At 70.7% G+C, this 13,424-nt stretch carries 11 protein-coding genes; 2 read left to right on the top strand and 9 right to left on the bottom strand.

The annotated features are described in order from the left end of the window. Nucleotides 1–2: 2 nt before the first annotated feature. The 4 genes from QIS99_RS00770 to pdhA form a co-directional block, all read right to left on the bottom strand. Nucleotides 3–1,004 carry a DMT family transporter gene (locus tag QIS99_RS00770; protein ID WP_282509310.1) on the bottom strand — a complete coding sequence of 334 codons (1,002 nt, stop codon included), beginning with the start codon at nucleotides 1,002–1,004 and terminating at the stop codon, nucleotides 3–5. 97 nt (nucleotides 1,005–1,101) lie between these two features. Next, complete coding sequence (locus QIS99_RS00775; RefSeq protein WP_282509312.1) at nucleotides 1,102–2,538, bottom strand: dihydrolipoamide acetyltransferase family protein; 1,437 nt, start codon at nucleotides 2,536–2,538, stop codon at nucleotides 1,102–1,104. A gap of 15 nt (nucleotides 2,539–2,553) precedes the next feature. Then, nucleotides 2,554–3,534: an alpha-ketoacid dehydrogenase subunit beta gene (locus tag QIS99_RS00780; RefSeq protein WP_282509313.1), complete on the bottom strand. Its 981-nt coding sequence runs from the start codon at nucleotides 3,532–3,534 to the stop codon at nucleotides 2,554–2,556. A gap of 2 nt (nucleotides 3,535–3,536) precedes the next feature. Beyond that, nucleotides 3,537–4,790: a pyruvate dehydrogenase (acetyl-transferring) E1 component subunit alpha gene (pdhA, locus tag QIS99_RS00785; RefSeq protein ID WP_282509314.1), complete on the bottom strand. Its 1,254-nt coding sequence runs from the start codon at nucleotides 4,788–4,790 to the stop codon at nucleotides 3,537–3,539. Between the two features lie 339 nt (nucleotides 4,791–5,129). On the opposite strand from pdhA, the gene QIS99_RS00790 reads away from it, so the two are divergent. Then, nucleotides 5,130–5,789, top strand: a complete 660-nt coding sequence (locus QIS99_RS00790) for a response regulator (RefSeq protein WP_282509315.1) — start codon at nucleotides 5,130–5,132, stop codon at nucleotides 5,787–5,789. 194 nt (nucleotides 5,790–5,983) lie between these two features. Here the strand turns inward: QIS99_RS00790 and QIS99_RS00795 are convergent, their stop codons facing one another. Continuing rightward, nucleotides 5,984–7,555: a protein kinase domain-containing protein gene (locus QIS99_RS00795; protein ID WP_282509879.1), complete on the bottom strand. Its 1,572-nt coding sequence runs from the start codon at nucleotides 7,553–7,555 to the stop codon at nucleotides 5,984–5,986. A gap of 430 nt (nucleotides 7,556–7,985) precedes the next feature. Here QIS99_RS00795 and QIS99_RS00800 point away from each other — a divergent pair, with 430 nt between their 5' ends. Then, the gene (locus QIS99_RS00800) at nucleotides 7,986–9,656 is read left to right on the top strand and encodes a protein kinase domain-containing protein (protein WP_282509317.1); all 1,671 of its coding nucleotides are present in this window, start codon (nucleotides 7,986–7,988) and stop codon (nucleotides 9,654–9,656) included. A 159-nt stretch (nucleotides 9,657–9,815) separates the two neighbouring features. On the opposite strand, the gene QIS99_RS00805 is transcribed toward QIS99_RS00800, so the two are convergent. From QIS99_RS00805 to QIS99_RS00820, 4 genes are all read right to left on the bottom strand, one after another. Then, on the bottom strand, nucleotides 9,816–10,364 hold the full coding sequence (locus QIS99_RS00805) for a bacterial proteasome activator family protein (protein WP_282509319.1): 549 nt from the start codon (nucleotides 10,362–10,364) through the stop codon (nucleotides 9,816–9,818). A gap of 133 nt (nucleotides 10,365–10,497) precedes the next feature. Then, the gene (locus QIS99_RS00810; protein ID WP_282509321.1) at nucleotides 10,498–11,043 is read right to left on the bottom strand and encodes a hypothetical protein; all 546 of its coding nucleotides are present in this window, start codon (nucleotides 11,041–11,043) and stop codon (nucleotides 10,498–10,500) included. Between the two features lie 206 nt (nucleotides 11,044–11,249). After that, nucleotides 11,250–12,227, bottom strand: a complete 978-nt coding sequence (locus tag QIS99_RS00815; protein WP_282509322.1) for an NAD(P)H-quinone oxidoreductase — start codon at nucleotides 12,225–12,227, stop codon at nucleotides 11,250–11,252. Nucleotides 12,228–12,308: 81 nt separating this feature from the next. Then, nucleotides 12,309–13,415, bottom strand: coding sequence for a potassium channel family protein (locus QIS99_RS00820; protein WP_282509323.1), 1,107 nt, complete (start codon nucleotides 13,413–13,415; stop codon nucleotides 12,309–12,311). Nucleotides 13,416–13,424: the final 9 nt, after the last annotated feature.

Genomic DNA, 13,424 nt, shown 5'->3' on the forward strand with positions numbered 1-13,424 from the left:
GCTCACGATGCGTCCGCGTTCGCTGCCGAGCGGCGCGCGGCAGGACCGGCGCCCCGGCCGGCGGCGCTGATCCGGCTCCCGCCACCGCCGCGGGAGCCGGACACCGCCGTCGACGCCACGGCCCCGAGCGCGAGCGCCGCCCCGCCCACCGTGAACGCGCTGACCTGCGCGTCCCCGTTCGGCGCGAACACGTCGAGGGCGAGCGAGCCGAGCAGCTGCCCGGTGATGGTGCACAGGCCGAGCAGCAGCACGCCGAGCTTCTGCACGGTGGTCACGGCGATCGAGATGAACGCGATGCCGATGATCCCGCCGAGATAGAGGTACGGGTCCCCCGGCAGCCCCGCCGGCACCCCGGCCAGGGCCGCATGCCCCACGAAGACCAGGCCCAGCACCGCCGTACCGGTGAGGAAGTTGAAGAACGTCCCGGTGTACGCGGACCCGGACGACAGCCGCACATGACCGTTCACGGCCTGCTGCCAGCTGACGCACACCCCGGCGACCACGGGCAGCACGAGCATCAGATACGGGAACCCGGCGCCGAGCCGGTCCGCCATCGACACCCCGACCGCGACGAGCACGAGCCCGGCGCCCACGGCCCGCCGCACCGTCGGCCGCTGCGGACCGGCGGGCCCGAACCCCTTCGCGTCGACGAGCAGCCCGCCGCCGACCTGCCCGGCGACGACCGCCACCGTGAACAGCGCGACGCCGAGCGCCCCGACGGTCAGCCCCTGCGCCAGCACGAACGTGGCGCCGCCGCAGCCGCCGAGCAACTGCCACCACTTCAGCCGCGCGGCCCGTACGTCCCGGACCACCCGCCGCAGCCCGTGCCGGGCGACCCGCACGCCGAGCAGCCCCGCGGAGAGCACGAGCAGCCCGGACCCGAAGGACAGCACAGCGGCCGCGGTGCCGTCGCCGAGCTCGGCGGCGAGCCGGCCGTTGATCCGGGCCTGCAGGGATATGAGCGCCCCGGACAGGACGGCGAGGAGCAACCAGAGGACGTGCACGGCAGGAGCTTTCGTAGGGGTACGGGGGCAGACGTGAGCCCGGGCGCGCCTTGCGGGGCACGCCCGGGCTCGATGTGTGCAGGCTACGCCCGGCCCGCTACGCCCAGGTGATCAGGCGCTTGGGCTGCTCCAGGATCGCCGCGACATCGGCGAGCACCTTGGAGCCCAGCTCGCCGTCGACGAGCCGGTGGTCGAAGGAGAGCGCCAGGGTGGTGACCTGCCGCGGCTTGACCTTGCCCTTGTGCACCCACGGCTGCGGCTTGATCGCGCCGACCGCGAGGATCGCGGACTCGCCGGGGTTGAGGATCGGCGTACCGGTGTCGACCCCGAAGACCCCCACATTGGTGATGGTCACGGTGCCGCCCTGCATCGCGGCCGGCGAGGTCTTGCCCTCCCTGGCCGTGGACACCAGCTCACCGAGCGCCTCGGCCAGTTGGGGCAGGGTCTTGGCGTGCGCGTCCTTGATGTTCGGCACGATCAGTCCGCGCGGGGTGGCGGCGGCGATGCCCAGGTTCACGTAGTGCTTCTGCACGATCTCCTGGTTGGCCTCGTCCCAGGCGGCGTTGACGTCCGGGTTCCGCTTGATCGCGACGAGCAGTGCCTTGGCGACGAGCAGCAGCGGGTTGACCCGCAGCCCCTGCATCCCGTACTTGTCGGGGTCTCCCTTCAGCTCCTCGACGAGCTTCATCGTCCGCGTCACGTCGACGGTCACGAACTCCGTGACGTGCGGCGCAGTGAACGCCGACCCGACCATCGCCTGCGCGGTCGCCTTCCGCACGCCCTTGACGGGGATACGGGTCTCGCGGGTGTCGGGGGTTACGGGGGCGGGTACGGGGGCGGGTTCCTGTACGGGAACCTGCGCCTCGACGACCGGCTCGGGCGCGGGCGCGACGGCGGCGTGCACGTCCTCGCGGGTGATGATCCCGTCGGGCCCGGAGGGGGTGACGGTCGCGAGGTCCACGCCGAGATCCTTGGCGAGCTTGCGGACGGGGGGCTTGGCGAGGGGGCGGGGGACGGTCATTCCGTTTGCTGTTGTGGGCAGTTGTTCCGCTGGGGCGATGGGGGTCCCCCCTGGTCGAGCAGAGCCGAGAGCTTGGGGGAGGCTGGGCACAACCCCCGGTGCCGGGTCACCTCTGCGCGCCCTCCGCTTGGTCGACGATTCAGCCACGCCATACCCAACCAGCACAGGCTGTCGCCCCTGAGGCTCGTCCGCCTCGACAGCAACCTCAGCCGAAGGCTCGGGAACCTCCGCCGAAGGCTCGGCAACCTCAGCCGAAGGCTCGGGCGCCGGTTCCCCGCCCTCGCCCACGGTAATGATCACCTGGCCGACATCCACCGTCGCACCCTCGGCAAAGCGCAGCTCGCGTACGACCCCGTCGAACGGAATCGGCAGCTCCACAGCCGCCTTCGCCGTCTCGACCTCGCACACGACCTGCCCGTCGGCCACAACATCACCGGGCGCGACGTACCACTTCAGGATCTCCGCCTCGGTCAGACCCTCGCCGACGTCCGGCAGCTTGAACTCGTACACCATGTGCTCCCGCTCCCCTCAGTACGCCAGCGAGCGGTCGACGGCGTCGAGCACCCGGTCAAGGCCCGGCAGGTACTCCTCCTCGACCCGCGCGGGCGGGTACGGCGAGTGATAACCGCCGACCCTCAGCACGGGCGCTTCGAGGTGGTAGAAGCACCGCTCCGTGATCCGCGCGGCGATCTCCGCGCCGGAGCCGTAGAACACCGGGGCCTCGTGCACGACGACGAGCCGGCCGGTGCGCTCCACCGAGGACTGCACGGTGTCGAAGTCGATCGGCGACATCGAGCGCAGGTCGATCACCTCGACCGACTTGCCCTCCTCCTGCGCGGCCGCCGCGGCCTCCAGGCAGACCTTGACCATCGGCCCGTACGCGACGAGCGTCAGGTCGGAGCCGGGGCGCACTGTGCGGGCCGCGTGCAGCGGGCCGGGGATGGCGTCGGTGTCGACCTCGCCCTTGTCCCAGTAGCGCCGCTTCGGCTCGAAGAAGATCACCGGGTCGTCGCTCTGGATGGCCTGCTGCATCATCCAGTACGCATCGGCCGACGTGGACGGCGAGATCACCTTCAGGCCCGCGACGTGCGCGAACAGCGCCTCCGGCGACTCCGAGTGGTGCTCGACCGCGCCGATGCCGCCGCCGTACGGAATGCGGATGACGACCGGCATCTTGACCTTGCCGAGCGCACGGGCGTGCATCTTGGCGAGCTGCGTGACGATCTGGTCGTACGCGGGGAAGACGAAGCCGTCGAACTGGATCTCCACGACCGGCCGGTAGCCGCGCAGGGCGAGGCCGATGGCGGTGCCGACGATCCCGGACTCGGCGAGCGGGGTGTCGATCACCCGGTCCTCGCCGAAGTCCTTCTGCAGTCCGTCGGTGACGCGGAAGACACCGCCGAGCTTGCCGACGTCCTCGCCCATGACGAGGACCTTGGGGTCGGTCTCCAGCGCCTTGCGCAGGGACTCGTTGATCGCCTTGGCGATCGGCAACTTCTGTGCAGCCATGGTTACTTGACCTCCCCGGCGGCCGGGCTGTCGGCGAAGGACGCCTGGTAGGCGGCGAACTGGGCGCGCTCCTCGTCGACGAGCGCGCTGCCGTCCGCGTAGACGTTCTCGAAGATCGACATCGGGTCCGGGTCTGTCATCGACCGCACCGCCTCGCGGACCCGCCGGCCGAGCGCCTCCTTCTCCTCGTCGAGCGCGGCGAAGAAGCCGGCGTCCGCGATCTTCTCGGACTCCATGTACGTGCGCAGCCGCTGGATCGGGTCCTTGGCCTCCCAGGCCGCCCGCTCCTCGTCCCTGCGGTACTTCGTGGGGTCGTCGGAGGTGGTGTGCGCGCCCATCCGGTACGTGAACGCCTCGACCAGCATGGGTCCTTCGCCGCTGCGGGCCCGCTCCAGGGCGGCACGGGTCACGGCCAGGCAGGCCAGGACGTCGTTGCCGTCGACGCGGACGCCGGGGAAGCCGTAGCCGCGGGCGCGCTGGTAGAGCGGGACGCGGGTCTGCTTCTCGGTGGGCTCGGAGATCGCCCACTGGTTGTTCTGGCAGAAGAACACGACGGGGGCGTTGTAGACCGCGGAGAACGTGAAGGACTCCGCGACGTCGCCCTGGCTGCTCGCGCCGTCACCGAAGTACGCGATCACGGCCGAGTCCGCGCCGTCCTTGGCGACGCCCATCGCGTAGCCGGTGGCGTGCAGGGCCTGCGAGCCGATGACGATCGTGTAGAGGTGGAAGTTGTTGCTGTTCGGGTCCCAGCCGCCGTTGTTGACGCCGCGGAACATGCCGAGCAGGTTCTCCGGCGGGACTCCGCGGCACCAGGCGACGCCGTGCTCGCGGTAGGTCGGGAAGATGTAGTCGTCGTCGCGGAGCGCGCGGCCGGAGCCGATCTGCGCCGCCTCCTGGCCGAGCAGCGAGGGCCACAGGCCCAGTTCGCCCTGGCGCTGCAGTGTGACGGCCTCGGCGTCGAAGCGGCGGGCCATCACCATGTCGCGGTACAGGCCGCGGAGTTCGTCCGGGGTGAGGTCGATGGAGAACTCGGGGTGCTCGACCCGTTTCCCCTCGGGGGTGAGCAGCTGGACGAGTTCGGGGTCGTGCTGTGGTGCGTCGTGCGGTGGTGCGTCGTGCTGTGCTGCCTTGCGCGCTGTGCTCTTGGCCGCCGCCTTCTTCGCCGGCGTCTTCTCCGGCGCCTTCTTGGCGGTTGCACGCTTGGTGCCCGCCCCGCTGTTGCGGGACTTGCGCGCGGCGGTGCTCTCCACGGTCACGTGTGCTCCTCCGTCGGTCCGGCTTTCCGGGATCCGCCGGGTAAGCCAGTGCGGCTCGCCTGTCCTCCCGGCCCGCGCACGGGGTGGGTGCGTATAGGGCGAATCCAGGGAAGGCAGGCGTGACAGGTGCCCCGGCGAGAGCCCTGCACAATGCACGTTACCCAGTGCTCCGCAATCTTGCGAAACCCCACTTGACCTGCGACTTTGCTTGGATTTCCAAGTAAATGCGGGAAAGCGGGAACAACTACTGGTCAGCGCCTTGCAGGGGGCGGCCGGAACAACGGCACGTTATCCCGGCCACCCGGGGCATTGGAAGAGTCGGTGTGTGACACTGGCAGCGTGCCCGTAGAAGGAAAAATCAGCGTATTTCTGCTCGACGACCATGAAGTCGTCCGTCGTGGCGTCCATGAGCTGCTGTCCGTCGAGTCCGACATCGAGGTGGTGGGCGAGGCCGGCACGGCGGCCGACGCCCTGGTCCGCATCCCGGCCACCCGCCCGGACGTCGCGGTGCTCGACGTCCGCCTGCCGGACGGCAGCGGCGTCGAGGTCTGCCGCGAGATCCGGTCCCGGAACGAGGACATCAAGTGCCTGATGCTGACCTCGTTCGCGGACGACGAGGCGCTCTTCGACGCGATCATGGCCGGCGCCTCCGGGTATGTACTGAAGGCGATCCGCGGCAACGAGCTGCTCACCGCCGTACGGGACGTGGCGGCCGGCAAGTCCCTGCTCGACCCGGTGGCCACGGCCCGGGTCCTGGAGCGGCTGCGCGACGGCAACACGAAGAAGGGCGACGACCGGCTGGCGAACCTCACGGAACAGGAGCGCAAGATCCTGGACCTGATCGGCGAGGGCCTCACCAACCGCGCCATCGGCGAACGCCTGCACCTCGCCGAGAAGACCATCAAGAACTACGTCTCCAGCCTGCTGTCCAAGCTCGGCATGGAACGCCGCTCGCAGGCCGCCGCATTTGTTGCGCGCATGCAGGCGGAAAAGCGCTGACCGGTCAGTACAAGAACTCGCTTCGAGAACTCGCTTCGAGAACTCGCTTTTCAGAAGCGCAGAATTGCCCGTGCATGACGAGGCCCGTGCATGACGAGGCCCGTGCACGACGAGGCCCGCTCACGCATTCCGTGAGCGGGCCTCGTCGTGCCTCGTCCTGCCTCGTCGCAGCTGCCTGCCGGACTTGCGGAACCTCAGGGTCCGGCTTGCTCCGTCGGTTCGAGCGTCACCGGATCGGTGGGCTCCGTGGGGATGCTCGGCTCGCCCGTCGGCTCCTGGGTCGTCGGGTCCTCCGTCGGCTCCTGCGTCGTCGGATCCTCGGTGGGCTCCTGCGTCGTGGGGTCCTCGGAGGGGGTGTACGAGGGCTGGGTCGGAGTGTCGGTGTAGTCCGGGTTGCCGCCGGTGCCGCCGGGCTCCGTCTCCTCCTCCGTGGTCTTTTCCTCCGTCGGCTCCTCCGTGGGCTCCTTCGACTGGGACTGCGACGGCGTCGGGTTCTTGTCCGGGCCCGGGTCCTTCTTGCCGCTCTCCGCGGCGTTCAGGGCCACGGCGACGCCCACCGCGATCGCGACGATCGCCAGGACCGCGAACAGCCACATCTTGCCGCGGCCCCCGCCGTTGCCGCGTCCGCCCCGGCCGCCCCGGCCGCCGCCGTTGCCGCCGTCAAAGCCGCCGTCGTCGTCCCCTATCGGGCGGACCATCGGCTGCTGCATCTGCGCCGTACCGCCGGTGTCCCCGGGGTGCTGCCGGGCCCCGGCGCCCGTGACGCCCATCGCCGGGGTGCTGCCGCCCTCGTGCAGGGCGACGGCGCCCGTGCTCCACGTACCGGTGTGGCCGCCCTGGTCCTGCAGCATCTGCAGGCCGTACTGGACCAGGCCGCGCATCTCCTCGGCCGTCTGGAACCGGTCGTCCGGGTCCTTCGCCAGGGAGCGCATCACCAGGCCGTCCAGCTCCGGCGGCACCGCGTCCGACAGCTCGGACGGCGGGACCGGCATGTCCTGCACGTGCTGGTAGACCACCGAGAGCGGCGTCTCACCCGTGAACGGGGGCCGCAGCGCGAGGAGTTCGTAGAGCAGGCAGCCCGTCGCGTACAGGTCGGAGCGGGTGTCGACGGCCTTGCCGAGGGCCTGCTCCGGGGAGAGGTACTGCGGGGTGCCCATGACCATGCCGGTCTGCGTCATCGTGTTGGACGCGCCGTGCAGGGCCCGCGCGATGCCGAAGTCCATCACCTTCACCGCACCGGCGTTGGTGATGATCACGTTGGCGGGCTTGATGTCGCGGTGCACGATGCCGTGCTGGTGCGAGTACGCGAGCGCTTCGAGCACACCCGAGACGATGATCAGCGCCTGCTCGGGGCCCGGGGCCTCGGCGTTGAGCAGCAGGTCACGGATGGTCCGGCCCTCGACGAGCTCCATCACGATGTACGGGATGGTGTTGGCGCCGATGACGTCCTCGCCGGAGTCGTAGACCGCCACCACCGCATGGTGGTTGAGGCCGGCGACCGACTGGGCCTCGCGCGTGAAGCGGGCCTTGGAGACCGGGTCCTCGGCGAGGTCGGAGCGGAGCAGCTTCACGGCGACCGTGCGCCCGAGGCGTACGTCCTCGGCGGCGAAGACCTCGGCCATGCCGCCGCGGCCGAGTCTGTGCGTCAGCCGGTAACGCCCGTCGCCGACAAGCCCGCCATTACCCCACAACTCAGGCGCATCTGACATACCGCCGCCAGTCGCCTCGGGGTCGGACGGGCCCTGAGCGCGCTGCTGGTCCATCAGTCCTCGCCGTCGTTTCCTGTCGTAACTGGTCGCGTCTGGTCCGTAACCCGACATGTCCGCCAACCCGACATGCCCGCCTGCATGCGCCCCGGATGGGCGAGTGCGCGCGTCTCTTCTTACGGCCTCCGTCGGCCCACGCTACAGCCTCGGCGTGGCGCGCCGGTTCGAGATGGACCGGCCATCAAACCTGTTACCCGGGGTTTCGGGCAAATCGAGTGGTCTGTGCCCGCGGGTGTGACGGGACCGTGACGGGAGCCATATCACTTCGCGGACGCCCTCGGTAACGCTTGCGAGACGGTTCTTGCGCGTAGGGTCACGGAACGGGCACCCGGCTTGACGTGTCAGTGCCCTCGGGCAGACTTGGCCCGGAATACAGGGATCTTCAGGCTTTCAAGCGCAGCAGAACAGCGCCGATGGGGGACGCAGAAACATGAGCCAGGACGGCGCGAACAGCGGCCGGTACGCGGGGCGTGCCCTGGCCGGCGGCCGCTACCAGCTGCGGGACCTCCTCGGTGAAGGCGGCATGGCCTCCGTCCACCTGGCGTACGACTCGGTCCTCGACCGGCAGGTCGCCATCAAGACCCTGCACACCGAGCTGGGCCGCGAGCAGTCCTTCCGCGAGCGCTTCCGCCGCGAGGCCCAGTCCGTGGCCAAGCTCACGCACACCAACATCGTCTCGGTCTTCGACACCGGCGAGGACGACCTCGACGGCGCGACGATGCCGTACATCGTGATGGAGTACGTCGAGGGCAAGCCGCTCGGCTCCGTCCTCGACGCCGACGTCGCGCAGTTCGGCGCGATGCCCGCCGACCGTGCCCTCAAGGTCACCGCCGATGTCCTCGCGGCCCTGGAGATCAGTCACGAGATGGGCCTGGTCCACCGCGACATCAAGCCCGGCAACGTCATGGTGACGAAGCGGAACGTCGTCAAGGTCATGGACTTCGGCATCGCCCGCGCCATGCAGTCCGGCGTGACGTCGATGACGCAGACCGGCATGGTCGTCGGCACCCCGCAGTACCTCTCGCCCGAGCAGGCACTCGGCCGCGCTGTGGACGCCCGCTCCGACCTCTACTCGGTCGGCATCATGCTGTTCCAACTGGTCACCGGGCGGCTGCCGTTCGAGGCCGACTCGCCGCTGGCCATCGCGTACGCGCACGTCCAGGAGGAGCCGGTCGCGCCGTCCTCCATCAACCGTTCGCTGCCGCCCGCCGTGGACGCGCTGATCGCCCGCGCCCTGAAGAAGAACCCCAACGAGCGCTTCCCCACGGCCGACGCGATGCGCGAGGAGTGCCTGCGCGTCGTGCAGTCGCTGCAGGGCGGGGCCGCGCCGAGCATCGTGCCGGGTGTGCACACCGGCAGCGGTGCGGGCGTCGGCGCCTCGGTGTTCCCGCCGGTCGACCAGGGCACCCCGGCGCCGGGGCCGGGCAGCGTCCAGACCCCCTACCAGCCGCCTTACGGTCCCGGGCCCGGTGGTCCCGGCGGTCCGGGCACACCCGCGCCCGGTCCGGGGCCCGGGTACGGGTACCCGCAGCAGGGCGGCTACCAGACCCCGGCGCCCGCCAACTTCGCCCCGCAGCAGGGCGGCCCCGGCACCCCGCCGCCGTACAACCTGGGCCCGCAGCCCGCAACGGCCCAGGGCGCTCGCGCGGGCGGCGGTCACGGGGGCGGCGGCAAGAGCAACACCCCGGTGATCGTCGGCGCGATCGCGGTGGCCGTGCTCGCCATCGGCGGCCTGGTCACGGCGCTCTCCCTGAACGACAGCGGCGGCGAGGAGCCCAAGCCCGAGCAGACCACCGAGGCCGCGGGCCACAAGGGCCCGGACAAGACCAAGACCATCGAGATCAGCGAGTGCACGGAGCCGCGGGAGAGCTTCTCCGACCCGAGCATGAAGACCCTGCCGAAGTTCGAGTACCGCAACATCGACTCGGTCAAGGAGTGCATCCAGAAGGGCGGCTGGAAGTACAAGATCACGACGGTGGACGAGAACACGTACGGCGAGGGCACCGTCATGAAGCAGTACCCGACGTCGGACACGGACTTCGACCCGGACAACCCGCCGACCATCCAGCTGGAGGTCTCCAGCGGGAATCCGCCTCAGTAGCTTTCCCGGCAGCTTTCCCTGTCGCTTTCCCTGTCGCTTTCCCTGTCGCTTTCCCTGTCGCTTTCCCTGCTGCTTTCCTTGCAGTGCATGACGGAGCCCGGCTCACCGAACGTGGTGGCCGGGCTTCGTCGTGGTCGGTACGGGTCGGTGCCGCCGGGGCTACAGGTACGGGCCCCCGGTACGGCCCGCGTGCGGGTGCTCCTCGTCGTCCTCGTGACCGCCCGCCCCGGGCGGCAGCGCGCGGCGCATCTGCTCCAGCTGGGCGCGGGCCGCCATCTGCTGGGCGAACAGCGTGGTCTGGATACCGTGGAAGAGCCCCTCAAGCCAGCCCACCAACTGGGCCTGCGCGATGCGCAGTTCGGCGTCGCTGGGCGTCACCTCGTCGGTGAACGGCAACGACAGCCGCTCCAGCTCCTCGACCAGCTCGGGCGCGAGGCCGTCCTCCAGCTCCTTCACCGAGCTCGCGTGGATCTCCTTGAGCCGCACCCGGCTCGCCTCGTCCAGAGGTGCCGCCCGCACTTCCTCCAACAGCTGCTTGATCATGCTGCCGATGCGCATGACCTTGGCCGGCTGCTCGACCATGTCCGTCACCGGAAGCTCACGCGACTCGTCGTCACCACCGCCGCCGCCACCGAGGGCCATCCCGTCCTGACCCACGACGAGGACCTGCGGATTCTCCTGCGACCTGTCGTTCCTCGGCATCTCCATGCGGCCATTCTGTCGTACGTCCGACGGGTGCGGCGTGGCCCCGTCCACGGGAATCTCGCCGGGGGTCCGACGGCGGCCTCACCGGGAGTTCTGTTGGCGGCCCTCGCCGGGGGCCCTCGTCGGGGGGTGTGGCTCAGGTCCGTCTGATCCGTACGGCGAAGAAGGCGAGGCCGAGGCCGATGAGGACCAGGCCCGCGCCGAACGGCAGCACCCGCAGTACCTGACCGCTCCGGTCGTCACCGGCCGCCTGCCGTGCGGTGTCGCCGCCGGGCACCTCGGACGTGGGGGTCGGCGTCGGGCGCGGCCGGGTCGGGTCCGGCCGGGGTGAGGGTGGCGGTGGCTGCTGCTCGGCCTGCTGTTCGGCCTGCTGTTCGGCCTGCTGTTCGGCCTGCTGCTCCTGCTGCGGTGGCGGCTCCGGATCCGGGATCGGCCCCGTACGACCGGGGTGCGGGCGGCCCTCACCGGCGCGGCTTCCCGCGCGGGAGGCGTCGGGGCTCGGTTGCTGGGGGCTCGGTCGCTCGGGGCTCGGTTGCTGGGGGCTCGGTCGCTCGAGGCTTGACCGGACCGGCTCGCGTGACGCGGGGGGCGCCGCCGCCGTGGCCGGGCCCGCGGGCAGCAGCGTCGCGAGCAGTACGGCGAGCAGCGCGGCGGTGTGCCGCAGGCGGAGCCGTGGAGTCACGTCGGTGACCCCCTCCCGGTGCCGAGTCGCCAAAGGGGACGCCGTCAGCGTCACACGTAGCGACAACTCGGGCATCTCGGGGCGTACCGGGGGAGGGTCACAGACGACTCAGCGTATGGCCCAGGGAGGCCGACTCACTGCACGGCTCAAGGCACGGCGCAGAGCACGGCTCAGAGCGCGGCTCAGAGCACGCCTCAGAGCGCGGCTCAGTGGGTGAGCAGCACCTTGCCGACGTGCGTGCTCTCCTCCAGGACCCGGTGCGCGGCCGGGGCCTCGGCCATCGGCACGGTCCGGTCGACGACCGGCTCCACGCGGCCCGCCTCGATCAACGGCCAGACGTGCTCGCGTACGGCGGCGACGATGGCGGTCTTCTCGGCGAGCGGGCGGCCGCGCAGCGAGGTCGCGGTGATCGCCGCGCGCTTGCCGAGGAGCGCGCCCAGGTTGAGTTCGCCCTTGACCCCGCCCTGCAGGCCGATGATCGCGAGGCGGCCGTTGACGGCCAGCGCCTTGACGTTCCGCTCCAGATATTTGGCGCCCATGATGTCGAGGATGACGTCCGCGCCCGAGCCGTCGGTGGCGCTGCGGATCTCCTCGACGAAGTCCTGCTCGCGGTAGTCGATCAGAATGTCCGCGCCGAGCCGCGCGCAGCGCTCCAGCTTTTCCTTGCCCCCGGCCGTCACCGCGACCCGCGCGCCCACGGCCTTCGCCAGCTGGATGGCCATCGTCCCGATACCGCTCGCCCCGCCGTGCACCAGCAGCGTCTCCCCCGGACGCAGGTGGGCGACCATGAAGACGTTCGACCAGACCGTGCAGGTCACCTCGGGCAGCGCCGCCGCCGTGACCAGGTCGAGGCCCTTCGGCACGGGCAGCAACTGCCCCACGGGGACGGCAACCTTCTCCGCGTACCCGCCGCCCGCGAGCAGCGCGCACACCTCGTCGCCGACCGAGAAACCGCTCACTCCGGGGCCGAGCGCGGCGACGCGGCCCGAGCATTCGAGACCGGGGTACGGGGAGGCGCCGGGCGGCGGGTTGTAGAAGCCCTGGCGCTGGAGCAGGTCGGCGCGGTTGACGGCACTGGCCGCCACCTCGACCAGGACCTCGCCCTCGCCGGGTACGGGATCGGGGACCTCGGCCCAGACAAGCGCCTCGGGACCGCCGGGTTCGGGGATCGTGATCGCATACATGGGCGCGAGGCTACTCGCCGGGCGGGCTGGTTTTCAGCCGCCCGGGGGCACCTCCCGACCGAAGGCCCCCGCCCGAAGGCATCAGTCGTTGGGCAGCGGGCGGAGGTCCGGGACTCCGGTGGGGCCGGGGGTGGCCCGTACGATCGTGATCAGACGGTCCGTCAACTGCAGCTTGCCGATGGCCTGGTCGTCGTAGCCGAGCAGCCGGTGCCCGCGTACGACGCTCACCACCAGGTCCTCGACCTCCCGCGGCGTGCGCCCCACCTCGGCCTTTATCACCGGGCGTTCGACGAGATCGAGGCCGCTGCCCTGCTGGATCAGGTCCTCCATGACCGTGCCCGCACTCGGGCTGAGCACCGACAGGCCGAGCAGCCGTCCGGCGGCGCTGGCGCTGGTGATCACGGCGTCGGCGCCGGACTGGCGGAGCAGCGGGGCGTTCTCCTCCTCGCGTACCGCCGCGACGATCTTCGCGCCCCGGTTGAGCTGGCGCGCCGTGAGCGTGACGAGGACGGCGGTGTCGTCCCGCTGGGTGGCGATCACGACCTGCCGGGCCTTCTGCGTCTCGGCGCGCAGCAGCACGTCGCTGCGCGTGGCGTCGCCGACGACGCCCACGAAGCCGTCGGCCGTAGCCGCCTCGATGACCTTGGCGCTGGGGTCGACGATGACGATCTGTTCCTTCTTCAGCCCCGTGGCGCAGAGTGTCTGGATCGCGGAACGGCCCTTGGTGCCGAAGCCGACGACGACGGTGTGCTCGCGCAACTGGGACCTCCAGCGGTTCAGCCTGAATTCCTCACGGGTGCGCTCGGTGAGGACCTCTAGCGTGGTGCCGACGAGGATGATCAGGAACAGCACGCGCAACGGCGTGATGATGAGGATGTTGATGACACGGGCGCTGTCGCTGGCGGGCACGATGTCGCCGTACCCGGTGGTGGAGAGCGTGACCGTCGCGTAGTAGAACGCGTCCAGGAGGCTGACTGCGCCGTCGTGGTTGTCGTTGTAGCCGTCACTGTCGGCGAAGACGATGAAGGCCGTGGAGACCAGCACGGTCAGGGCCATGGCCAGCCGCTTGGCAACCTGCCGCAGCGGCCGCCCGACCTCCCGCTTCGGCAACTTCACCTGGGCGCTCACCAGATGCTCGTCCGCCTGACGGGCCATGGCGTCATGGCCGGGCAGTTTCACGTGAAACACCCTTCCGCG

Origin of the sequence: Streptomyces solicavernae, from assembly GCF_029968095.1 — a bacterium.
GTDB lineage: Bacteria > Actinomycetota > Actinomycetes > Streptomycetales > Streptomycetaceae > Streptomyces > Streptomyces solicavernae.

Coding starts and splice junctions, on each gene's coding strand:
- QIS99_RS00780 (WP_282509313.1), bottom strand. CDS start 3,534: ATGGCTGCACAGAAGTTGCCGATCGCCAAGGCGATCAACGAGTCCCTG.
- QIS99_RS00800 (WP_282509317.1), top strand. CDS start 7,986: ATGAGCCAGGACGGCGCGAACAGCGGCCGGTACGCGGGGCGTGCCCTG.
- QIS99_RS00805 (WP_282509319.1), bottom strand. CDS start 10,364: ATGGAGATGCCGAGGAACGACAGGTCGCAGGAGAATCCGCAGGTCCTC.
- QIS99_RS00815 (WP_282509322.1), bottom strand. CDS start 12,227: ATGTATGCGATCACGATCCCCGAACCCGGCGGTCCCGAGGCGCTTGTC.
- QIS99_RS00775 (WP_282509312.1), bottom strand. CDS start 2,538: ATGGTGTACGAGTTCAAGCTGCCGGACGTCGGCGAGGGTCTGACCGAG.